Origin of the sequence: Desulfococcus sp. (assembly GCF_041737845.1) — a bacterium.
GTDB lineage: Bacteria > Desulfobacterota > Desulfobacteria > Desulfobacterales > Desulfococcaceae > Desulfococcus.
On record NZ_JBGSQX010000097.1, the window covers coordinates 1 to 20,883 of the forward strand.

21 protein-coding genes are annotated in these 20,883 nt (G+C 61.9%); 9 read left to right on the plus strand and 12 right to left on the minus strand.

Going from position 1 to position 20,883, the window contains the following annotated elements; all coding sequences use genetic code 11:
- From ACEW8N_RS10870 to ACEW8N_RS10890, 5 genes are all read right to left on the minus strand, one after another.
- Positions 1-1,191: 2Fe-2S iron-sulfur cluster-binding protein (locus tag ACEW8N_RS10870; protein WP_373499843.1), on the minus strand; the 1,191-nt coding region annotated here is incomplete at its 3' end.
- Positions 1,192-1,197: 6 nt separating this feature from the next.
- A complete protein-coding gene (locus tag ACEW8N_RS10875) occupies positions 1,198-2,469 on the minus strand; it encodes an NADH-quinone oxidoreductase subunit F (protein WP_373499844.1) in 1,272 nt (423 codons plus the stop codon).
- 4 nt (positions 2,470-2,473) lie between these two features.
- Positions 2,474-2,950 (minus strand): NADH-quinone oxidoreductase subunit NuoE, encoded by a 477-nt coding sequence (gene nuoE, locus ACEW8N_RS10880; protein WP_373499845.1) that lies wholly within the window; start codon positions 2,948-2,950, stop codon positions 2,474-2,476.
- A gap of 70 nt (positions 2,951-3,020) precedes the next feature.
- Entirely contained in the window at positions 3,021-5,423 is a 2,403-nt protein-coding gene (locus ACEW8N_RS10885) for an NADH-quinone oxidoreductase subunit B/C/D (RefSeq protein WP_373499846.1), read from the minus strand.
- A complete protein-coding gene (locus ACEW8N_RS10890) occupies positions 5,402-5,806 on the minus strand; it encodes an NADH-quinone oxidoreductase subunit A (RefSeq protein ID WP_373499847.1) in 405 nt (134 codons plus the stop codon). Before ACEW8N_RS10890 ends, ACEW8N_RS10885 begins: the two co-directional genes overlap by 22 nt.
- 485 nt (positions 5,807-6,291) lie before the next feature.
- On the opposite strand from ACEW8N_RS10890, the gene ACEW8N_RS10895 reads away from it, so the two are divergent.
- The 4 genes from ACEW8N_RS10895 to ACEW8N_RS10910 all read left to right on the plus strand — a co-directional run bounded on the left by ACEW8N_RS10895 (position 6,292) and on the right by ACEW8N_RS10910 (position 7,820).
- Positions 6,292-6,654 carry a cupin domain-containing protein gene (locus tag ACEW8N_RS10895; protein WP_373499848.1) on the plus strand — a complete coding sequence of 121 codons (363 nt, stop codon included), beginning with the start codon at positions 6,292-6,294 and terminating at the stop codon, positions 6,652-6,654.
- Positions 6,655-6,850: 196 nt separating this feature from the next.
- On the plus strand, positions 6,851-7,123 hold the full coding sequence (locus ACEW8N_RS10900) for an RNA recognition motif domain-containing protein (protein WP_373499849.1): 273 nt from the start codon (positions 6,851-6,853) through the stop codon (positions 7,121-7,123).
- Positions 7,124-7,209: 86 nt separating this feature from the next.
- Positions 7,210-7,575: a cytoplasmic protein gene (locus ACEW8N_RS10905; protein WP_373499850.1), complete on the plus strand. Its 366-nt coding sequence runs from the start codon at positions 7,210-7,212 to the stop codon at positions 7,573-7,575.
- A 50-nt stretch (positions 7,576-7,625) separates the two neighbouring features.
- Positions 7,626-7,820: a YwbE family protein gene (locus ACEW8N_RS10910; protein WP_373499851.1), complete on the plus strand. Its 195-nt coding sequence runs from the start codon at positions 7,626-7,628 to the stop codon at positions 7,818-7,820.
- A 57-nt stretch (positions 7,821-7,877) separates the two neighbouring features.
- Here ACEW8N_RS10910 and ACEW8N_RS10915 read toward each other — a convergent pair whose 3' ends face one another.
- Entirely contained in the window at positions 7,878-9,590 is a 1,713-nt protein-coding gene (locus ACEW8N_RS10915) for a PAS domain S-box protein (protein WP_373499852.1), read from the minus strand.
- A gap of 290 nt (positions 9,591-9,880) precedes the next feature.
- The gene (locus ACEW8N_RS10920; protein WP_373499853.1) at positions 9,881-10,285 is read right to left on the minus strand and encodes a response regulator; all 405 of its coding nucleotides are present in this window, start codon (positions 10,283-10,285) and stop codon (positions 9,881-9,883) included.
- A 102-nt stretch (positions 10,286-10,387) separates the two neighbouring features.
- Here ACEW8N_RS10920 and ACEW8N_RS10925 point away from each other — a divergent pair, with 102 nt between their 5' ends.
- A complete protein-coding gene (locus ACEW8N_RS10925) occupies positions 10,388-11,044 on the plus strand; it encodes a response regulator (RefSeq protein ID WP_373499854.1) in 657 nt (218 codons plus the stop codon).
- A 4-nt stretch (positions 11,045-11,048) separates the two neighbouring features.
- On the opposite strand, the gene ACEW8N_RS10930 is transcribed toward ACEW8N_RS10925, so the two are convergent.
- The 3 genes from ACEW8N_RS10930 to ACEW8N_RS10940 form a co-directional block, all read right to left on the minus strand.
- Positions 11,049-11,339 (minus strand): hypothetical protein, encoded by a 291-nt coding sequence (locus tag ACEW8N_RS10930; RefSeq protein WP_373499855.1) that lies wholly within the window; start codon positions 11,337-11,339, stop codon positions 11,049-11,051.
- 194 nt (positions 11,340-11,533) lie between these two features.
- Positions 11,534-12,370, minus strand: coding sequence for a universal stress protein (locus ACEW8N_RS10935; RefSeq protein ID WP_373499856.1), 837 nt, complete (start codon positions 12,368-12,370; stop codon positions 11,534-11,536).
- Positions 12,367-14,814, minus strand: coding sequence for a Lon protease family protein (locus ACEW8N_RS10940; protein WP_373499857.1), 2,448 nt, complete (start codon positions 14,812-14,814; stop codon positions 12,367-12,369). The genes ACEW8N_RS10935 and ACEW8N_RS10940 overlap by 4 nt, the downstream gene beginning before the upstream one ends.
- A 353-nt stretch (positions 14,815-15,167) precedes the next feature.
- On the opposite strand from ACEW8N_RS10940, the gene ACEW8N_RS10945 reads away from it, so the two are divergent.
- Both ACEW8N_RS10945 and ACEW8N_RS10950 read left to right on the plus strand, forming a co-directional pair.
- Positions 15,168-17,225, plus strand: coding sequence for an alpha amylase C-terminal domain-containing protein (locus ACEW8N_RS10945; RefSeq protein WP_373499858.1), 2,058 nt, complete (start codon positions 15,168-15,170; stop codon positions 17,223-17,225).
- 198 nt (positions 17,226-17,423) lie between these two features.
- Positions 17,424-17,969, plus strand: coding sequence for a DUF4124 domain-containing protein (locus ACEW8N_RS10950; protein ID WP_373499859.1), 546 nt, complete (start codon positions 17,424-17,426; stop codon positions 17,967-17,969).
- Positions 17,970-18,095: 126 nt separating this feature from the next.
- Here ACEW8N_RS10950 and ACEW8N_RS10955 read toward each other — a convergent pair whose 3' ends face one another.
- Together ACEW8N_RS10955 and ACEW8N_RS10960 are read right to left on the minus strand one after the other, a co-directional pair.
- The gene (locus ACEW8N_RS10955) at positions 18,096-18,419 is read right to left on the minus strand and encodes a phasin family protein (RefSeq protein WP_373499860.1); all 324 of its coding nucleotides are present in this window, start codon (positions 18,417-18,419) and stop codon (positions 18,096-18,098) included.
- A 109-nt stretch (positions 18,420-18,528) separates the two neighbouring features.
- On the minus strand, positions 18,529-18,747 hold the full coding sequence (locus ACEW8N_RS10960; RefSeq protein WP_373499861.1) for a hypothetical protein: 219 nt from the start codon (positions 18,745-18,747) through the stop codon (positions 18,529-18,531).
- Between the two features lie 357 nt (positions 18,748-19,104).
- Between ACEW8N_RS10960 and ACEW8N_RS10965 the strand changes: the two genes are divergently transcribed.
- Positions 19,105-19,845, plus strand: coding sequence for an NYN domain-containing protein (locus ACEW8N_RS10965; RefSeq protein ID WP_373499862.1), 741 nt, complete (start codon positions 19,105-19,107; stop codon positions 19,843-19,845).
- Positions 19,846-19,943: 98 nt separating this feature from the next.
- Positions 19,944-20,807, plus strand: a complete 864-nt coding sequence (locus ACEW8N_RS10970; protein WP_373499863.1) for a hotdog fold thioesterase — start codon at positions 19,944-19,946, stop codon at positions 20,805-20,807.
- The last annotated feature ends 76 nt before the right edge of the window (positions 20,808-20,883 follow it).

Genomic DNA, 20,883 nt, shown 5'->3' on the forward strand with positions numbered 1-20,883 from the left:
CGCCTGGCGCATGGCCAGGGCCGCCATGGGGGCCTCGTTGACCGGATCGGCGCCCAGAATAACGACGAGATCGGCCCGGGACAGGTCCGCCAGGGAGAGGGCGGTCTCCCGGCCCATCCCGGATACGGCGGCGGACACGCACGCGGCTTCCCGCGCGTCCCTGAAGAAGGCCGGGCCTTGCCACCCCCGGGTCTTGCAGGCGGCCTTCAGCGCCCCCTGGCTTTCCAGGCTGCTCCGAAGGGAGCCCACAACGCCGACGGCGCTCCTGCCGAAGGAATCCCGGATGCGCTCCAGGCGCTTCCGGGCTTCACCGGCGGCCGCGTCCACGGTGGACGCCTTCCCGTCGATCCCGGCCTGCCGGGGCCGGTCGGGTGACGATGCGTAGCAGAATCCCTGCCGTCCGCGGTCGCAGATGAAATAGCCGTTGATCTCCGGGCTGAACCGGGCCTCCTGCCGGACGACCTCCCGGTATCGGGAGCAGACGACCGTGTGGCACCCTAAAGAGCAGTGGATGCAGACCGAGGGGGCCCGCTCGAAATCCCACCTTCGGCCCTTGTAGCGGGACGGTTTGTCGGTGAAGACGCCCGTGGGGCAGATGTCGGCCAGGTTGCCGGAAAAGGGGCTCTCCAGCATGCCGTCCCGGCAGCGGCCGTAATAGACCCGGGAGGCGATGCCCATGACGCCCAGGTCGGTGCCGCCGGCAAATTCGCGGTAGAAGCGGACGCAGCGGTAGCACTGGATGCAGCGGTTCATCTCGTGCTGGAGAAGCGGCCCCAGGTCCTGGTCGTGGTGGGTACGCTTCTTCCCCTTGAAGCGCCGGATGCCGTGGCCGCCCGAGACGGTCATGTCCTGGAGCAGGCAGTGGCCCCCCTCGTCGCACACCGGGCAGTCGTGGGGATGGTTGAGCATGAGAAACTCGATGATGTGCCTGCGGAAATCGACGGCATCGGCATCGGTGGTCGAGACCACCATGCCGTCATGGGCGTCCGCCATGCAGCTCATCTGGATCCCCGTCGTGCGCGGAGGACCCTCCAGCACCTTCACCGCGCAGACGCGGCAGGCCCCCACGGGCCCCAGGGCCGGGTGGTAGCAGAAGCGGGGGATCAGGATCCCCAACTGCGCCGCCGCCTCGATGATCTTGGTCCCCGGCGGGACTTCCACTTCCCTGTTGTCGATGGTCAGTTTCGGCATGAGCGATCAAGAGCCTTTAAAAGGGCATTTCTTTTCGTGGATATGGGCCGCCACCTCGTCCTCGAAGTGGGTCAGGAGCCCCTCCACCGGGGATACGGCGCCCGGCGCAAACGCGCAGTAGGCGTACCAGAGATGTTTGCAGATGGTTTTCAGGGCCGGGATGTCGCCCGGCTCCCCTTCCCCGGCCTCAATGCGCGCAAGGATATCCCGGATATAGGGGATCCCTTCCCGGCAGGGCGTGCACCATCCGCAGGACTCCCGGGCGAAAAACTCGATGAGGTTGAGGGTGGCGGCCACCATGCAGGTCTCCCGGTCGAAGACCATGATGGCGCCGGTCCCCAGGCGGTTGCCGACCCTGCGCAGGGCGTCGAAGTCCATCTCGATGTGGTAGTGGTCCCGGGTCAGGTAGCTCGTGGAGGCCCCGCCCGGGAGGCAGGCCTTGAACTCGCCCCCGTTCTTCATGCCGCCGGCGTATTCCTCGATGATCTCGCTGAGGCGGACGCCCATGGGCAGCTCGTAGCACCCCGGACGGTTCACTCTGCCGCTGATCCCGAAGAGCTTGGTCCCGGCCCCGGTCTCCGTGAGGGCCAGCTCCTTGAACCACTGGGCGCCGTTTCTCAGGATATGGGGGATGCAGCAGAGGGTCTCCACGTTCTGGAGCACCGTGGGTTTGCCCCACAGCCCCTTTTCCGTCGGAAAGGGCGGCGCCTGCCTGGGGTTGGGCCTTCGGCCCTCCAGGGCATTGATCTGGGCGGTCACCTCGCCGCAGATGTAGCGCCCGCCGCTCCGATGGACCGCGAGTTCGACATTGAAACCGCTGCCCAAAACGTTTTTCCCGAGGAACCCGGCCTCCCGGGCGATCCCGATTTCGCGTTCAAGGATCCGGGCCGCGCTTTCGTACTCGGGCCGGATGAAGATGATCCCTTTTTCCGCCGAGACGGCATAGGCCGCCAGGACCATCCCCTCGATGAGCTGGTGGGGGTCGGCGTGGATGAGCACCCGGTCCTTGAAGGTCCCGGGCTCCATCTCGTCGGCGTTGCAGACCAGGTATCTCGGAAAGGGGGCGTCATCGGCCACGGTCATCATTTTCACGCCGGCGGGAAAGGCCGCTCCGCCGCGGCCCAGGAGGATCGCGTCCAGGAGAACCTTTCGGACCTCGTCCGGGGAGCGTTGGCCCAGGACCCGGGCCAGCCCTTCATATCCGCCGCTCTCCCGGTATTCCGCCAGGGTGGCGATCCGGTCCGGCTTTCGATTCTTGAGGAGGACCTGGGGATACATGGCGCTATTCCGTCTCTTTGCTGAGCCTGTCGATGATCTCGTCGAGCAGGGCGATGGTCAGGGGGCCGTAAGCCTTTTTGTTGATCAGGACCGCCGGGGCCCGGTCGCAGTAGCCGATGCAGCAGACAGGGAGCAGGGTGAAGCGCCCGTCGGGCGTGGTTTCGCCCATGTGGATGCCGAGTTTTTCCATCAGGTGCCCGCCGATGGTCTCCGATCCCTCCATCCAGCAGACGACGGAATCGCAGATGTGGATGACATGCCGGCCCACGGGCTCCCGGTAGATGAAGGTGTAGAAGGTGGAAAGCTCCTCCACCTCGATGGGGTCCATGCCCAGGAGGCGGGCCGCCTCTTCCACGCCCGCGTCGCTCAGGTATCCCTCCCGGGCCTGGATGGCGGCCATGACATCCACGGCCAGCTCCCTCGGGTGATCTACCGTCCGGATCTCCTTCTCCAGGGATTCTATCAGACTGTCGGTCGGCATCCGCTCATCCTTGCGTGCTCCGGGTCTAAAGGTTTTCGTGGGTTGTCGTCCATCATTCCTGCTTACCGGCCTACCGGTCGATGTCGGGCAGGATGTAATCCACCGAACCGATGATGGCGATGAGATCCGAGATGGACCAGCCCCTGGCCATCATGGGCAGCACCTGCACGTTGGGGAATCCGGGGCTCCGGATCCGCATCCGGTAGGCATATCCCAGGCCGTCGCTCACCGTGTAATAGCCCTGCTCGCCCCGGGGGATCTCGCAGGAGACGTAGGCCTCGCCCCGGGGGATCCTGGGGCCCCGGGTGACATTGATGAAATGGTGGATCAGGCTCTCGATGTCCTTCAGCATGTCCGCCCGTTTGGGGACCGAATACCGGTAGTCGTCGGTGACACAGCGGCCTTCGGGCATATTGGCCGCGGCCTGGCGGATGATGGAAAGGCTCTGCCGCATCTCTTCCACGCGGACGACGTACCGATCGAAACAGTCCCCGCCAGCGGCCGTGGGCACCTCGAAGTCGTAGTTTTCGTACCCCGAATAGGGGAACTTCCTGCGGAGGTCCCATTCGAGGCCGCATGCCCGGAGGTTCGGCCCGCTAACCCCCCAGTCCTTGGCGTCGGCCAGGGAGATCCGCCCGACGCCGACGGCCCGGGCCCGGATGATGGGATTTTTGGTGATCAGGGCTTCGTACTCGTCGATTTTCCCGGGGAAGATCCGCACGAATGCATCGATCTTCTCCTTCCATCCCGGCGGCAGATCGGCCGCCACCCCGCCGATCCGGAACCATGACGGATGGAGCCTGCCGCCGGTGATCAACTCGACGATGTCCAAGATCATCTCCCGCTCGCGGAAACAGTAGAAGGTGGGCGTCATGGCGCCGAGATCATGGGCGAAGGTGCCCACGAAAACGAGGTGGTTGGAGAGCCGGAAGAGTTCGCTCAACAGGACCCGGATGCACTGGGCCCGGTCAGGCACCTGGATACCCGCGAGCTTTTCCACGGCCAGGACATAAGGGAGATTGTTGGCGGCCCCGGCCAGGTAGTCGACCCGGTCGGTGTAGGGAATGAACTGGTGCCAGGTCTGCCGCTCGCCGATCTTTTCGGCGCCCCGGTGGTGGTAGCCGATCTCCATCTTGAGGCGGGTGATCTCCTCCCCGTCGAGGGAGAGGATGTACCGCAGGAGGCCGTGGGTGCTGACATGGTGGGGGCCGACGTTGAGGACCAGCTCCTCTTCGTCCGGATGCTGGATGTAGAATCCGGCGTCCAGGGGCTGTTTGGCAACGGCATCGGCCCGGGTGTAGGGCGGCATCTCCGTGGCCCGTCCGGGATGGGATTTCTTGAGGGGATGGCCCACCCAGTCGGGCGGCATGAGGATGCGGGTGAGGTTCGGGTGACCCTCGAAACGCACCCCGAACATGTCGAAGGCTTCCCGCTCGTACCAGTTGGCCGACGGCCAGATGTCGGTGACGGTCTCGGTGAAGGGGATCTCGCCGTAGAGGGGGGCCTTGAGGCGGACCCGGGTGGGCGGGTCGAACGCCAGCAGGTGGTAGACCAGGGTGTAGTCCGGGTAGGAAGAGCGTTCCCGCCTTGCCGACTCGTCGATCACCGTGAGGTCTTCCAGGCGTTCGAACCGCACGGGGGATTCGGTTTTCAGATAGCGGAGAAGAGGTTTGACATGCGCTTTTTCCACATCGAGGGTGAGCATGTCCGAGGTTGCGGGCCGCACTTTCACCGCCCCGCCGAACCGCTCCGAAAGGGTTTCGGCAAGGCCTGCTTCATGGGCCTTGAGCTGGATGCAGTCCGGCTCCGGGGTCCACATCAGATCGGAGCGGCTTCCCGGAAAGCCGGGCGGGGTGACCGACGAACCGCGGAGGGCCGTCCCGGCCATGCCGGGTCCCCTCGGGTCGCGGGACTTGGTGACGCCGTCCACAAGAACCGGGGTTTCGGTGCCCTGGCTTCCGCCCCCCAAGTGAAAAATCCTCCGGGTCGGGCGCTCGGTGGAATCAATCTTCTTCTGGAGGATGGTGAGGCCCTGGAGGACGGCCTCCGGACGGGGCGGGCACCCCGGAATGTAGACGTCGACCGGGAGGATCTGGTTGACGCCCTGGACCACGGAGTAGACATCGTACATGCCGCCGGTGTTGGAGCAGGAGCCCATGGAGATGACCCATTTTGGTTCGGGCATCTGTTCATACAGACGCAGCACCACCGGCGCGATCTTCTTGAAGACGGTGCCGGATATGATCAGCAGGTCGGCCTGGCGGGGCGACGGGCGGAACACCTCGGCGCCGAACCGGGCGATGTCGTACCGGGAGGTGATGGCGGTCGCCTCTTCCACGAAACAGCAGGAGAGGCCGAAAAACATGGGCCAGAGGCTTCGCGACCGGGCCCAGTTGATGACGGCATCCGCCGGGCGGAACAGCGGATCTATAGGAACTGACCTCTTGGCGTCTATTTGTTTTTCGGACCCCACTCGAGCCCTCCCTTTTGCCAGATATAGACCAGCCCCAGCAGCAGCAGTCCGATGAAGAACGACATCTGCATCCATCCGGCCCAGCCGAGCGGTTCACAGGCGACGGCCCAGGAAAAGACATAGGCCCCTTCCACATCGAAAATGAGGAAGAAGATGGCCACGAGGAAAAACGGCACGGGATAGCGAAGGCGCGCGGAGCCCGTGGGGATGATCCCGCTCTCGTAGGGACGCAACTTCTCGGGGTTGGGTTTTTTTTCGCCAAGCCAGGAGGAAATGAAGAGCAGGACGGCAACCAGCCCCACGACCACGGCCGCAAAGACAACCAGGCTGAAGACGCCCGGTTCCCAAGGGGACAACACATCGGAAACAGGTATCGGCTGCATGGGCTCTCCCGTGACAATTCAACCGGCCGAACCCTTCAGGCCGGCAATGCGTCAACGACAAATCTTGGCAAGACAGGCGACGCTCATGGGCATTCTCGAACCGGCGCTTGGCTGAACGGCGGGCCGCGCTGGCTTGGGGACCTTACATAATGAGGGTAAACTTATAAACCGTGGGTCGGATGATGTCAACACCTTCTTTATCCGGCTGAATCCCCGGCTTTCGGGGGGTTGAAGGCCGCGGCGGCCGCCAGGCGCCTTGACGGGAGGGTCCGCTGCGATGAGGCGCGGGAATCAAGCGCGACCGAAAGATCGCCTGCATTCCACAGGCTCTTCCGGAACAAATCATCTTTCCTCTCTTGCCCATGAGTGCCTTTACTTTTTTTCGGGTCGACATTATTATGGGAGATATGAACGCCCATTTCAATGGTGACGCACGGTTGATTGGCGTCGCCATCGTCTGACGAACTTATCGGGAAAAAAGAATCATGCCGACCCATCTCAAGATCCCCAGCATCATCCGTTCCGCCGGAAATCGGCCGAAAACCATCGAGGAGTTCATCGGGCGGGTGAATTCAGGCACCGAATCCGTCAGCATCGCACGCATGACATCCTCACCCGGCTGGGAGGAACCCGGCCAGCGGCCTGAGTTCACCGAATACACCCTGGTGTTGAAGGGAATGGTCCGGGTGGCGTCGGAAAACGGCGTTCTGGACGTGGCGGCCGGCGAGGCCGTCATCGCCCATCCCGGCGAATGGGTGAAATACAGCACCCCCGGCCCGGATGGGGCTGAGTACGTCTCCGTCTGCCTGCCGGCCTTTTCGCCCGATACGGTGCATCGCGATGGATAGGTCCCTCCCTCCATTCAGATTTCTTAAAATAGATATGGCGTGCAGAATGTTTTCTGTGTATGATGCCGCTTTATTTAAAGGGCATATCGGCCGCATGTTGCGGAGTGCCCCCCCATCAGTCCTCGATTTTCGTGCTATTAGCGAGCATTGATGTATATCGGAGATAATAGCACGAATTTCGAGAAAGGATTTTTCGATGAATATTTACGTGGGCAACCTGGCTTACAGCGTAACGGAAGAAGACCTGCAAAAAGCGTTCGAGGCGTTTGGAAAGGTCGACAAGGTGAGCATCATCACCGATAAGTTTTCAGGCCAATCGAAAGGCTTCGGCTTTGTGGAGATGCCCGGCGCCAAAGAAGCCGAGCAGGCGATCAAAGCCCTGAACGGTACGGATTTGAAAGGCAGAGACATCAAGGTCAACGAGGCGAAACCGAAAACCGACCGGCCCGCGCGCAGGCCGAGATACTAATCCGGTACCCCCCGGCGGGAGCCTCCCTCCCGGAACCAGCCGCCTGAAGCATCGTACCCGGCACGTGCCGGCTATCGGAGAGATATATGATGATCGGAAACGACCGCAACCACGGCATCGATTTCACCGTCGATACCCAGAACCTTTATCGGGAAGAGGGAATCACCGACCTCAAGGTGGCCTCCATCAGGAGACTGGTTCCCATCCACCTCGACGGTTCCGAAGACCCGAGCCGAACCCCGCTCTTTATCGGGCATACGGAGCTGATGTCGCCGGAAGGGCCGATTCCCCTCCAGGCCAAGCTCGATGCCGGAAGCTTCAAGGAGGCCGTGGATGTGTTTCCGCTCGCCATGAATCAGGCCCTGTCGGAGATGGTTGAGAGGCTCAAGGAGATGCACCAAGAGCAGGAGGACAGCCGGATCATTGTCCCCGGGTTTCCTCAAGCCAGGTAGCCCTTGCCGCTTTCACCCCGGCATATCACCGAAACGGAGGCCGCGGCCCCGTGAACGGCATCCGACGATCGGACATCGCGCCCGGTCGACGGGTGCTGATCGTCTTGAAGAAAGATCAGCGCACCGGAAGATTGACCCCGGGCGTCGTGAAGGAGATCCTGACCCGATCCCCGACCCATCCCCACGGCATCAAGGTTCGCCTTGAGAGCGGGGAGATCGGAAGGGTCACGGAAATACTGGACTGATATTTTTTCATCCCGGCCGGTCCACCCCCGCGTGGCCCGGCCGGCCCCCGGCATCATTCACGAGGGCGGATCCAGCGGCCATACCGCACGGATGCGGGTCCCGGCCCCCGGGGCGGATACCACCTCGAACGCCCCGCCGGCGTGCTCCGTCCGTTCCTTCATGCTGGCCAGCCCCAGCGCCTCCGCCGCCCTGCTTTGGACGTCATTGGGATCAAACCCCCGGCCATCATCCCGGACCTCCAGCTCTATCCTCGGTCCGACCTGCCGGAGGCTCAGCAGAATGCGGCCGGCGCGGCCGTGCTTTGCCGCATTGGCCATGGATTCCTGGACGATCCGGTAAATGAGGAGCTTCAGGTAACCCGGCGCCGCGGCCTCGTCCATGTCGATATGCTGCTCCAGGACAGTCTCCTTGTAAAGCTTCTGGAACTGCCGCCCGTAGGCCCGAAGGGCGGCCTTGATGCCCAGGTCCTCCAGAACCGATGGATGGAGGTTCTTGGATATTCTGCGGACCTCGTCGGCGATGGTGTTGACCATCGGGAGGATGTCCTCGAGGCAGGTCTTCTTCCCGCAGGGATTCCCGCCCATCTCGGAGAGCTTTCTTTCCATGGCGAACTGGACGGCGGTCAGGGCGGAGCCGACGCTGTCGTGGAGTTCCTTTGAAATCCGCTCCCGCTCCGATTCCCCGGCCTCCATCAGCTTGACGGAAAGCGTACGCAGCTTTCGCTCCGACAGGCGCAGTTCCTCCTCCATTTTCTTCCGGGGGGTGATGTCGAAAACAGACCCCAGGATGCCGTAGCTCTGCCCGCGCTGATCCTTCATCTTGATCCGAGAGGTGAGCCCCCAGAGCGGCTCCCCGGTTTTCGTACGGTACTCCCGGACCACGTTCTCGATGACATCATCCTTTTCAATAAAATTTTTCAGCTCCGCCATCCGGGAGAGCAGGCTTTCGGCCGGCCAGAAGGGGTACGGCGGATAGGTGTCGAGCAGCTCCGCCCGCGAAAACCCCAGCATGTCGCACAGGTGGTTGTTGGCATGAAGGAGGCGGCCGTTGGTGTCGAAAACGCAGATCCCCACGGGGATGGTCTCTTCAATGACGGTGCGGAAATTGAGTTCCGAGTCGAGCCGCTCCTCCGTCTGCTTCCGCCATTCGATCTCCTGTTCGAGCTGCATGTTCAGGGCGTTGAGTTCCCGGGTGCGGCCGTCGATGCGATCCTCCATCTCCTCTTCGATCCGCTTCCGGAAGGAGATATCGATGACGGCCGTCTGGCATCGCGGGGCGTCGCCGGATTCATGGCGGAGGCTGATGAGCTGGACGTGACACACGGCACCGTCGGTCTTTCTCATCTCGATTTCACAGATTTGCCGGGCGCCGCCTTCGAACACCCTCTCCAGGTGCGTGTTGAAACGGTTCCGGTCCCCCGGGCGGATGAACCGGTGAAGCCGTCCGATGCAAAGGGCGGGCTTTTCAGCCCGGAAAAGGTCCAGCGCGGCACGGTTGGCCTCGATGAGCGCCCCCGCGCGGTCCATGGACACCAGGGCGATCGGCGCGAATTCAAAAAAATCCCGGTGCTCATCGCGGGACTGCGCCAGCGCAGACTGGCGATCGCACAGCTCATCATTGCGCAGCTCCAGCTCGATCTGGTGGAGCATGAATTCGCGGAGCCTGCCTGCGGGGTCCTTCAGCATGCCTTCGGAGACCTCCGACAGGCGGTCTTTCAGCAAGGCCTTGGCGCGCGTTCGGAGGTGTCCGTGTCGTTTTTTCTGGGTCATATCCATGTCCTCATGGTCGTCCAGAGCTCCGGTGATCGCCGCTCCCCCGGAGACGCCCCGCGCCCGCGCAGGCTCGGACGGAGGGTCTGCGGGCGCTCGGTTGTGTTTTGGGATAATTTAGCCGAAGGCCTGGAAATGTTCAAACGAAAAATGGATGGCCCCGCAAAAAGCAGATTTTCAGCGGTTTCGTAAAAAGTTCAAGATCAAGGCCTGCGAATCCCTTGGAATGCCGCGTACTGACAGTACGCCGCGGTGACGACGGATGAAGCATAACGCAGATATCGGACTTTTTACGGAACCGTCAAAAATTCGCCGATGAGCTGGGAGAGGCGATCCAGATGGACCTTCCCCTTTACGAGAAAGAGATCGACGCCGATGGCCTCGGCGGCCTCGCGGTATTCCGGCATGTTGTAATGGGTATGGATGACGACGGGGATGTGGGGGTGTTTCGATTTGACCTCCTCCGCCAGGGCAAGCCCGTTTTTTCCGGGAAGGCAGATGTCGGTGAGGATGATATCCGGCAACGACTCAAGGAGGAATTTCGAGGCGTCCTCGCAGCAGCCGGCCTCCAGGATGAAAATTCCCGGGAGCGTTTCAGCAAGGACCTCGCAGATGGCCTTCCGGAGCTGATCGTTGTCCTCAACGACCAGGATGCATGCCGCGCCTCTCGTGGGTGCGCTGGGACCGATCATCATCTGCGGCACCGTCTCTCAGGTTTATTGTTTTACTTCGATCGCCATGTTTGCTACATAACAGAAACTGTTTTTCTCATTAAACCCCATGGCGGCGGACGGGATATGGAAAAAAAACGAATCATTATCGCGGAAGACAACACGCTTCTCCGGGAGGGCATCCGGCTGATGATCCAATCCGACGAAACCCTGGAAATCGCGGCCGAAGCCGAAGACGGGCTTTCCGCGGTTCGCTCTGTCGCCAAACACGACCACGATCTCGTTCTGCTCGACTTGTCCATGCCGAAGATGAACGGCATTGCCGCCTTGAAAGAGATCAAGCGCATTTCTCCGAAAACAAAGATACTGGCGTTGACCATCCACGACGCCGAGGAATATGTTCTCGAGGTCTTCCGCTCGGGCGCAGAGGGGTATTGCCTCAAGGACTCCACCCAGGAGGAGCTCCTAAAGGCCATCCATGTGGTCCTCTCGGGAAGAAACTTCATCAGCCCGGGCATCGCCGACAAGGTCCTCGAAGGGTATATCGAGAACCGGAAGACGCTCAAGACGGAAACCCCCTGGGATACGCTCACCCAGCGGGAAAAGGAGGTGCTCAAGCTCGTCGGCGAGGGCTACACCAGCAGGGAGATCGCCGATTTCCTCTTCATCAGCCCCAAAACGGTCGAGAAACATCGATCCAACCTCATGCAGAAGCTCGGCATTCACAACGCCTCTGCCTTGACGGCCTACGCCATCGAAAAAGGACTGGTGGAGAAGTCCTGACGGATCAGACGTATTCCTCCAGCAGCCGTTCGAAAAGCTTTTCATGGATCTTGTCCCACCCGTCGCTGTCGACCACCGGAACCACGCCGTCCCCGCCGCCCTCGAACTCGCGGCAATAGGCAAGCAGCTCCGGGTTCCGGCGGACCAGCTCCTCCCACAGGGATCCCGCCTGCCGCATGTCTGCGCCGTCGATGAACGCCTCGCTGACGACGGCGATGGCATCCACCACGAACATGTGCCCGTCGTCGGTAAACCGAACGGGAGTGTCTTCAAGGTAGACCTCGATTGGACTCATGGTTCCCTCCGTCGTTGTCATGAGAGATTTTCTTCCGCCCCCGGTCACGCCTGCCTGCCGGAAACGGGAGTGCTTCATACGAAGTAACCATACCCCCGCGGCATCCTCAACTGAATACGGAGATCCCTGTATACGGCACCCTCGGGCTACGTAGTTCTATCCCGGCGCATCCCGGTGATGCCTCCGGGGTAGATTCATCTCACCACGAGCACCGGTCCTTCGATGGTCTTCACCAGATCGATCAGTTCCTCCTCTCTCGTGTTCCAGCGCTCTCCGGGCAGCAGCAGCGGCCCTCCGCCTTCAAGCTTGACAAAATGGGCGATCACCGAAGAGCTTGAATTGATGAGAAGCCGGAATATCGCCGGACGCCCCGAATCTTTCAAGGCGTCGATCACCTCTTTTCTGAATTTCTGGGCCTCTTCCCGGGTGTCGGCCAGGAGGAAGACCCGCAGCGCCGTCGATTCGTCCGCCATGAACGCGGAGACGACGTCCAGGGCTTTCCGGGCCGATGCCGTCCCGTCGTATACCACCACCGGGTGATCGGACCTGGCCGCCCCGGGGTGAAGGATGAGGGTCAGTCCGCTTCGCCGGGCGATCATGTCCCTCACCGTCGAGCCCAGACGCTTCGGCCCCAGCAGCGACCGTCCCGATCGCCCCATGATGATAAGATCGGCCCCGGTTCCGGCCGAGAGCAGTTCCCGGCTCACCGACCCGCGGATGATTCTGAAATTCCATGCAAGCCGGCGCTCGGCCGCGACCTTTTCGAGGACCCTCCGCATCCGCTCGGCCTGCGCCCGGAGCTGCCCCTCCAGCTCCCGCGCATCCACCCTGCGCACGCCCTCCCCCAGATAGCCGCACTCCCGGGCAAAGGGAAACTCCACGGCCCGGAGCAGGTCGATGTCCTCGACAAAAAGCCCGGCCAGCTCCGCCCCCAGTCGGGCGGCCAGGTCGCCCGCGGTTTTCAGCCCCTCGACGCAGGACGAAGAAGCATCCAGCGCCACCAGAATCCGCCGAATGGAAACCTCCTTCATGATGCATCCTCCTTCTTCTCCCCCTGCATTTTTCGACCAAAGGCGATCCGCTTCTCGGCCATGTCCATCAGCCGGGCGAAAACCCTGCCGTTGAAGCTTTCGGGGGGATATTTGCCCGCTCCGTCAGGCGCGCCGGCGGGAAGGCCCGTCAGAATTTCGATGCCCTGGTCGATGGTCTCCACGGGATAGATATGGAATCTTCCCGCGCCGGCGGCATCGATCACATCCCTGCGCAGCATGAGGTGCGGCACATTGGCTGCCGGAATCACGACCCCCTGCTCCCCTGTGAGCCCCCGGGCCCTGCAGACGTCGAAAAACCCTTCGATCTTCTCGTTCACGCCCCCGATGGGCTGGACAACGCCGTGCTGGTTCACCGAGCCCGTCACCGCAAGGGTCTGCTTGAGCGGAACGTCCGCGATGGCCGACAGAAGTGCGTAAAGCTCCGCCGACGAGGCGCTGTCCCCCTCCACGCCGCTGTAGGACTGTTCGAAGACCAGGCTGGCGGAAAGGGAGAGCGGATGGTCCGCGGCGAAGCGGCCGTTGAGAAAGCCGGCCAGGATGAGTACGCCCTTGGAGTGGATGGGGCCGCCCATGGCCACTTCCCTTTCGATATCGACCACATCCCCCTTTCCCAGATGGATCCGGGCGGTGATCCGGCTGGGTTGACCGAAAGCGAAGTCGCCCAGTTGGATCACGGCCAGACCGTTGATCTGGCCGACCTTGGCCCCCGCACTGTCGATAAGGACGATGTTCCGCTGGATCCGCTCGTGCACCGCCTCCCGGATGCGGTCCGACCGGTGCAGGCCCTTGTCGATGGCCGTCTGGACCTCCGCGGCACCGACCGTCGGGCTGCCGATTTTTCCGGCCCAGTAATCCGCCTCCTTAAGTAGATCGTCGATCTCCTGCATAAGGACGGAAAGCTTCCGACCGTCCTCGACCATGCGGGACCCCTGTTCAATGATCCGGGCCACGCCGGTCCTGTCGAATGGGCGGAGCTTCTCCTTGCGGATCATGGTGGCGATCAGCCGGGTATAGGCCTCCTCGTTCTCCGGCGTTCGGTCCATCCGGTAGTCGAAGTCCGCCGCCACCTTGAAAAGCTCCCCGAATTCGGGGTCATGGTGGCGCATCAGATAATAGATCATGGGGCTCCCCAGGAGAATCACCTTCAAATTGAGGGGAACGGCCTGAGGATCGAGGGAGACCGTGGAAATGAAGCCGTACATCTCTCCAAGGGATTCGATCCGGATTTTCCGGGTTTTCAATGCCTGCTTGAGCCCCTCCCACGCAAACGGCTGCTGGAGCAGCTTGAGGACATCCAGGATCAGATACCCGCCGTTGGCCCGATGAAGGGCGCCCGGGCGGATCATGGTGAAATCGGTCAGAAGTGCGCCCATGTGGGCCAGGTGCTCCACCCGGCCGACCAGGTTCTGGTAGGAGGGGTTCTGTTCGTGGACGACCGGCGCGCCTTCCGAGCCGCTGTGGTCTACGACGATGTTGACCTTGTATCGCCGCAGGGCGTGGTTTTCACCCTGGCCGTCCGGCCCGGCGGCGGCGGAGGACGGCTGGGCGGCCCCCTCCTCCTTTTGCGGACCCTCGGTCTGGAAAAAATTCCGGACGTTCTTGATGATGTCCTTTTCAACCGCGTCCAGATAGGCAAGAAGATCCGGAACGTCCCCGTATTTGCGGCGCAGCTCGCTGATGACCGGGCCCACCGTGAACCCGGTGATTTCACGGTTGAGGCGCCGCTTCTTTTCGCGCATCTTCCGCTCCCACTGGGGGATCTTCTGGAAGATCTTCATGGCCTCCTGCTGGAGTTCCCCGGCCGTCGCCTCGATCCGGTTCCTTTCTTCATCGGGCAGCTTCTTGAACTCGTCCGGCGGCATCACCTCCCCATCGCGAACGGGGGCGAACACCAGGCCCGCCGGGGTTCTCAGGGGCGAAAGGTTATACTTGTGCCCCTTTTTCTGAAGCTCCTCAAAGGCTTTTTCCTGCTGTTCCTGGAACTCCTGATGGATGCTTTGGTGACGGTTCTGATATTCCTCGCTTTCAAAAGCGGCGCGAAGGGCGTTCCGGACCTCCTCGACCACCTGCTCCATGTCCCGGGACAGCTCCTTGCCCTTTCCCGGGGGCACGATGAGGTGCCTGGGTTTGTGGGCCTCCTCAAAATTGTAGACGTAGCAGGTATCCGGAGGCGCGGCCTCCCCGGACGCACGCCGGCGCAGCAGCTCGCGGATCAGGGCGAACTTTCCGGTTCCGGGTTCCCCCAGGGCGAAGACGTTGTAGCCGTCATGCCGGATGTCCACGGCGAACTGGATGGCATCCACCGCCCGGGGCTGGCCGATGAAGGCCGTCAAATTTTCCATCTCATCCGTCGTCTCGAAAGCGAATTGATCGGGATCACATCGGTGATAAAGCTTTTCCGGTGCCAGTGGTGTTACGGTCATGGCCTCTTCCTCCCTTTGCCCGTGGTTTTCGGTTTCAACCTTTGCGGGATGCGGCTTCGGGTCGTTATGGACCCGTCGGCGGCGGCATCCATCCTAATGGGATCATGAACGTTTCTGCGCCGTCGGCGCAATGGGGACAATTGGGTATCCGGAGGCACGCGGCACGGTATTTTTCCGCGGGGCGGCGAACCCTTTTTCCCTGTTGATGAGATGGCCGTCTGCCTGTATAGGATAGATTGCGGGTTCAGAGGGCAGCGGCCCGGCCGGAAGCCGGCCTCGCCCGGGGATACCGCGTTCGGACGCGGCCCCGGCGGATTTGGGCCCGCCTCACCTCAACCGGCATGGAGATAAAGATGACCATCAACGATCTCCCACCTCGGGAAGACAATTCCATTGATGAGATCATCCGGCGCAGGCTAGCGGCGGACCCCCTTCTCGAACCCTACCGCGACCGCATTCGAATGCGGATCCGGAGGGCCATCGAAACGGAGCGGCGGCTCACCTCGGGCCGGACCCCGCTCTCCGATTTCGCTTCGGGCCACGAGTATTTCGGCATGCATTTCAAAGGCGGCAGATGGGTCTTCCGCGAATGGGCGCCGAATGCCCGGGCGGTCCGGCTGAAAGGCTCCTTTTCCGACTGGGAGGCCCGGGACCGCCATGCCCTCACCCGCATTTCAGCCGACGGCGTATGGGAAATCACGATGGACGAATCGGAGCTTGCCCACGGCGACCTCTACCGCCTCGACATGGTCTGGCCGGGAGGCCGGGGGGACCGGATCCCCGCCTGGGTCCGCCGGGTGGTCCAGAACCCTGATACCGGGAGCTTCAACGCCCAGGTCTGGCGCCCGGATGTCCCCTACGCATGGCGCCATCCCAGGCCGGTCCGGCCGTCGCCCCTCCTGGTGTATGAAACCCATGTCGGCATGGCCCAGGACGCCGAAAAAATCGGGACCTATGCCGAATTCCGCCAGACCGTCCTGCCCCGCATCCGGGACGCCGGCTACAATGCCCTCCAGATCATGGCGGTGGCGGAGCACCCCTACTACGCGTCATTCGGCTACCAGGTCTCCAGCTTTTTCGCATGCTCGTCGCGCTACGGCACCCCGGAAGACCTGAAAGCCCTGGTGGACGACGCCCACGGCATGGGGTTCGTCGTCCTGATGGATCTCGTCCATTCCCATGCGGTGAAAAACGAGGTGGAAGGGCTCTCCCGGTTTGACGGGACCCCTTTCCAATACTTCCACGACGGCGACCGGGGGAACCATCCGGCCTGGGATTCCCGCTGTTTCGATTACGACAACCCCCGCGTCCTCCACTTCCTGCTCTCCAATTGCCGGTTCTGGATGGACGAGTACCGGTTTGACGGTTTTCGGTTCGACGGCGTCACCAGCATGCTTTTCACCCACCACGGCCTGGGGATGGCCTTCACGGACTACGGCGCCTATTTCAACGATTCGGTGGACGAATCGGCCCTGGCCTACCTGACGCTGGCCAACCGGGTGGTGCATGCCGTGTCGGAAAACGCCGTGACCATCGCCGAGGACGTCTCCGGCATGCCGGGCCTGGCGGTTTCCCTCCAGGACGGCGGCGCGGGTTTCGATTACCGCTTCGCCATGGGCGTGCCCGACTACTGGATCCGCCTCGCCAAGGACACGCCCGACGAACTCTGGTCCATGGGACATCTCTGGTTCGAGCTGACCAACCGAAGGGCGGACGAACAGACCATCAGCTACGCGGAATCCCACGACCAGGCCCTCGTGGGCGACCAGACCCTCATCTTCCGGCTGGTGGGCAGCCGCATCTACAGCCACATGTCGGTGCTGACGGAGGACATCGCCGTCTCCCGAGGGGTGGCCCTGCACAAGATGATCCGGCTCGCGACCCTGTCCACCGCGGGCCACGGATACCTCAACTTCATGGGAAACGAGTTCGGGCATCCCGAATGGATCGATTTTCCCCGCGAGGGCAACGACTGGTCCTTCCGGCATGCAAGGCGCCAGTGGCGCCTCATGGACGACCCGCTTCTCCGATACCGTCACCTGGCCGCCTTCGACCGGGACATGACGGCCTTTGCCGCAGCCAGCCTCGTACCGTCCGGTCAGGAGATCTTCCTGCTCCATCTGGATGAGGGAAGCCGGGTGCTTGCTTTTTTGAGGGCCGGGAGAATTTTCGCCTTCAACTTTCATCCCGACCGGTCCCACACCGACTATTGGATTCCCGCCCCCCCCGGGTCCTACCGCGTCGCCCTCGATACCGACCGGAAGCGCTGCGGCGGCCTCGATCGCCAGGACCCGGCGGTGATCCATCACGCCCTGACCGACCCTGTTCACCGTCACTTCCTGAGCCTCTATCTGCCTTCCCGGACGGCCATGGTTCTCGAACCGGTGGAGCAGGGCCCCCGCGCGGGATGAGTCCGGAGCGGAATCCGCAGCATCCGGAGATACCCCGGCGGCCGCAGGCGTGTTTACATCGCCCCGGGCATAGTTACTTTTCATGATACGGACGTCGTGTAAGGATGACGGAAGGCGGCGGGGCATCCCGGGACGGGCCGCCGGCCCCGTTTATCGATCATTCCCATGAACTGCTCACACCCTCAGGAGGCAACCGCCATGGCATATCTTTTCGGAGCGAAAAAAACCACGGGGAAATTTCAGCAGGATCATCCGGTGTGGACCGCGGTCGTCGCGTCAGCGCTGCTTTTCTTCGGCCATCCCGGAATGCCGGCCGCGGATGACCCCCTCATCTACCAGTGGATGGATGAGAAAGGGGTCAGGCATTTCTCGAATCAGCCGCCGGAAACCTCCGTGGAAAAAGTCGGGAGCACACAGGAGATCCCCTACGATCCCGATGCGGACCAGGCGCGGATGAAGGAAGACGAGGCGTGGCTCGAACAGGAACGGCAGCGCGCTGAAGATGCCCGGCGCAGGGCGGAGGCGGAAAAAGCGGCCAGGGCGGAGAAGGAGAAGCGGCTGGAGGAAGAACGGGAGAAGGCCGCGGAAGAGGCCCGGCAGGAGGCGGAGGCAGTCCGGGAAGCAGCCCGGGAGCAAAACAGGAGCACCTATGACAAATCGGTATTCGTCACTCCCGGCACCAAGATTCCAGGGATCAACAGCCCGCCCCGGCCTGCCCCTTTGCTGCCGGGGGCGGACGGATAGCCGCGCGGGTCTGCCGGTTGCCATTCCGGGGCCGCAATCACGATCGTCCACGGCGGCGGGCGGACACCGATGTGCCGTGCCCGACACGCCCGCCGCCCTGGAATGCCGCGGCGCCAGGGAATGCGGTCAGACGCTTCCCCCCTCCCGGCCTTCCAGAATCGACAGGCGAACCTCCATGGCCTCGATCTGACGCCTGAGGTCGTCGATTTCGTCTTTTCTGGCGACGTTCATGCCGCTCAGGGCCTTTTTGAAGACATCGCCCACATCCTTTTCGATCTTGGTCGCCTGTTTCTGACCGGTCCCGGCCAGATCCTCGACCAGCTTCCGGGCATCCTCCTCCTTGATTTTAGACTCCTTGACCAGCTTATCGACGCTCTCCTCTATCTTTTCCTTGGTCAGCAGGACCGCGCCGATTCCCGTCATCAATCCCTTTTTGATCTCTTCGATCATAATAATGGCCTCCGTCGGTGAATGGTGTTCAGGACGGCCGAGTGCCGGCGTCCCCTAAAACCAATCGCGTACCGTGCCCCAGCGCCTGGATAGGGCCGCAATCGATCGCCTAACATTTTTTCATGGATTCGATATCCTGGATATCGGCCTCCATCCTCCCTTTTCTGGACGCCGGCTCCTGCACCTGGAGGACAAATCTGTCTTCGTCCTCCCGCGAAGGCACGGGGATGCCCCTGAGCTTCAGGGGATTGTCCTTGAAGGTGATTTCATAACAGTCCCCGATCCTGGCGTTGATCGCGATGATCTCGAAAAATGATCTTCCTTCCATGACGACCTCCGGTATTCCTGGATTCACATCCAGTGCAAAACGGCATTGCAATTGGAGCATTTTCCGGAAATGAGCGGAGATCGATCCCGCCGCGGGTGCCTCCACCGGAAAATGCATAGGGAGATCTTCGTTCAGGCATTGCATTCGGCAAATTGATTTTTTTCCTTTTTCCATGTAGACTGCAACGCAACCTCTGAGCATCGGATTTCAAAAAGGATATATCACATCCGGCCGCCTTTGCGCAGAAAAAAAATCTCCCGGCGCACCTTGCGCCATACACAAAAAATTAGTGCAAATGGATGAATGTCAAAGGCATATGCTTTTATTGCCCGTTACACCGCAAATCAAGGAAAAGACATGACAGACGGAAAAGCCGAAAAGCTGGCCGTGTTGATCGACGCCGAGAATGCCCAGCCGTCCATTATCGAGGATCTTCTGATAGAGATTGCGAAATACGGAACGGCAAACGCCAAAAGGATCTACGGAGACTGGACGAATCCTGACCTCAAGGGCTGGAAGGAGGTCCTGCTGAGATACTCCATTCAGCCCATACAGCAGTTCCGGTATACCTCGGGGAAAAACGCCACCGACAGCGCCATGATCATCGATGCCATGGACCTGCTGTACAGCGGCAAGTTCAACGGGTTCTGCATCGTTTCGAGCGACAGTGATTTCACCAAGCTGGCCTCCCGGATCCGAGAGGCCGGACTGTTCGTGTTCGGCTTCGGGGAGAAGAAGACCCCCGCGGCCTTTGTCGCCGCATGCGACAAGTTCATTTTCACGGAGGTCCTGCGGGCCAGGGATGACGACGCCGACACGATTCGCCGCAAGACCGCGAGCGAACTCAAGCAGGACACCAAGCTCGTGAATCTTCTCAGAAACGCGGTGGAAGCCTCCTCGGACGAAAACGGATGGGCCCATCTGGCCGCCGTCGGCAGCAATATCGCGAAACAGGCCTCTGAATTCGACCCCCGGAACTACGGCTACAAGAAACTGGGGGAACTCGTCGCCGCCACCAAACTTTTCCAGATCGAGGACCGGGATGTCGGCAACGGCCATGCCACCGCCGTCTATCTCCGGGACCGCCGGAAAAAATAGCGCGCTTTCCGGCGACGCCATTGACCCCAAACCCATTCCGCACGTACGTCGAGGGCCGGCCGAACCGCCCCCGGCGCAGCCCGTGCACCCGAGGCGTCATGAAAAACGAATTTCTTGCCCTCTCCCCCGAAACCGCCGGACTGGGGGGCCGTCGATCGACCGGCCCCCATCGGGTTCAGTTGGCGCAATGGATCTCCCTTGCGCCTTTCGAGCGATTCCTCAACATGACCATACACGAGGCCGCCGGCGGGAAAGCGGTCCTGTCCATGCCCTTTTTGTTCGATCTGGCTCAGGGCGGCGGGCTGATGCACGGCGGCGCCCTGGTCAGCCTGGCCGACACGGCGCTCGTCATGGCCATCAAGAGCCTTGTCCCGCCCGACACGCCCTTTGTGACCGCATCCTTTGAAGCCAGGTACCTCCGCCCCCTGGACAGGGGCACCGCCACGGCCAAAGCCCATGTCCATCACCACGATGGCCGGACATTCACGGGGGCTGCGATCGTTTTCGACGAAGGCGATCGTCCGGTCTTGGAATTCTCATCCCAGTTCAAGATCCAGCGGCCCCGGGAGATCACGCCTCTTTTCATTTCGGAGCTGAGCCCCGGTGACGTCAGGCGCCGGATGGCCGAAAGGGAAACCTTTGTCCTCAACATCATCGCATCCTGGTGCCCCGACTGCACCGAAAGGCAGCGCCCCCGCCTGCCCCATTTCATCGAGCGTCTGAAAGCGGCGGAGATCCCTTTCCATCAGATGACGGTGCAGCATGAAAAAATGCGGTTTATTTCAAATGAACACGAAGCGATCACGGAAGAATTCGGGGGGCAAGGATATCCGCGAACCGTTCTGATTATGGACGGCAAGACGCGGTCCCGGGACAACGTCGAGATCGTCACCCGGGAAGGCCTGGAGCGGCTGGCGGAGGACTTCATCGCCCGGGTGAACGGCCTGCCGGCCGGGGAATGAATAATTCGCCCCCTTCCAACGGACGACCGTCGGATTTCGACCGCGCACTGCTCCCGCCCGGCCGGTGGCACCGCGC

Excerpts from the sequence above, each read along its gene's own strand:
- ACEW8N_RS10875 (WP_373499844.1), bottom strand. The coding sequence starts at position 2,469 with ATGTATCCCCAGGTCCTCCTCAAGAATCGAAAGCCGGACCGGATCGCC.
- nuoE (WP_373499845.1), bottom strand. The coding sequence starts at position 2,950 with ATGCCGACCGACAGTCTGATAGAATCCCTGGAGAAGGAGATCCGGACG.
- ACEW8N_RS10890 (WP_373499847.1), bottom strand. The coding sequence starts at position 5,806 with ATGCAGCCGATACCTGTTTCCGATGTGTTGTCCCCTTGGGAACCGGGC.
- ACEW8N_RS10895 (WP_373499848.1), top strand. The coding sequence starts at position 6,292 with ATGCCGACCCATCTCAAGATCCCCAGCATCATCCGTTCCGCCGGAAAT.
- ACEW8N_RS10900 (WP_373499849.1), top strand. The coding sequence starts at position 6,851 with ATGAATATTTACGTGGGCAACCTGGCTTACAGCGTAACGGAAGAAGAC.
- ACEW8N_RS10905 (WP_373499850.1), top strand. The coding sequence starts at position 7,210 with ATGATGATCGGAAACGACCGCAACCACGGCATCGATTTCACCGTCGAT.
- ACEW8N_RS10915 (WP_373499852.1), bottom strand. The coding sequence starts at position 9,590 with ATGACCCAGAAAAAACGACACGGACACCTCCGAACGCGCGCCAAGGCC.
- ACEW8N_RS10920 (WP_373499853.1), bottom strand. The coding sequence starts at position 10,285 with ATGATGATCGGTCCCAGCGCACCCACGAGAGGCGCGGCATGCATCCTG.
- ACEW8N_RS10925 (WP_373499854.1), top strand. The coding sequence starts at position 10,388 with ATGGAAAAAAAACGAATCATTATCGCGGAAGACAACACGCTTCTCCGG.
- ACEW8N_RS10930 (WP_373499855.1), bottom strand. The coding sequence starts at position 11,339 with ATGAGTCCAATCGAGGTCTACCTTGAAGACACTCCCGTTCGGTTTACC.
- ACEW8N_RS10935 (WP_373499856.1), bottom strand. The coding sequence starts at position 12,370 with ATGAAGGAGGTTTCCATTCGGCGGATTCTGGTGGCGCTGGATGCTTCT.
- ACEW8N_RS10940 (WP_373499857.1), bottom strand. The coding sequence starts at position 14,814 with ATGACCGTAACACCACTGGCACCGGAAAAGCTTTATCACCGATGTGAT.
- ACEW8N_RS10945 (WP_373499858.1), top strand. The coding sequence starts at position 15,168 with ATGACCATCAACGATCTCCCACCTCGGGAAGACAATTCCATTGATGAG.
- ACEW8N_RS10950 (WP_373499859.1), top strand. The coding sequence starts at position 17,424 with ATGGCATATCTTTTCGGAGCGAAAAAAACCACGGGGAAATTTCAGCAG.
- ACEW8N_RS10955 (WP_373499860.1), bottom strand. The coding sequence starts at position 18,419 with ATGATCGAAGAGATCAAAAAGGGATTGATGACGGGAATCGGCGCGGTC.
- ACEW8N_RS10960 (WP_373499861.1), bottom strand. The coding sequence starts at position 18,747 with ATGGAAGGAAGATCATTTTTCGAGATCATCGCGATCAACGCCAGGATC.
- ACEW8N_RS10965 (WP_373499862.1), top strand. The coding sequence starts at position 19,105 with ATGACAGACGGAAAAGCCGAAAAGCTGGCCGTGTTGATCGACGCCGAG.
- ACEW8N_RS10970 (WP_373499863.1), top strand. The coding sequence starts at position 19,944 with ATGAAAAACGAATTTCTTGCCCTCTCCCCCGAAACCGCCGGACTGGGG.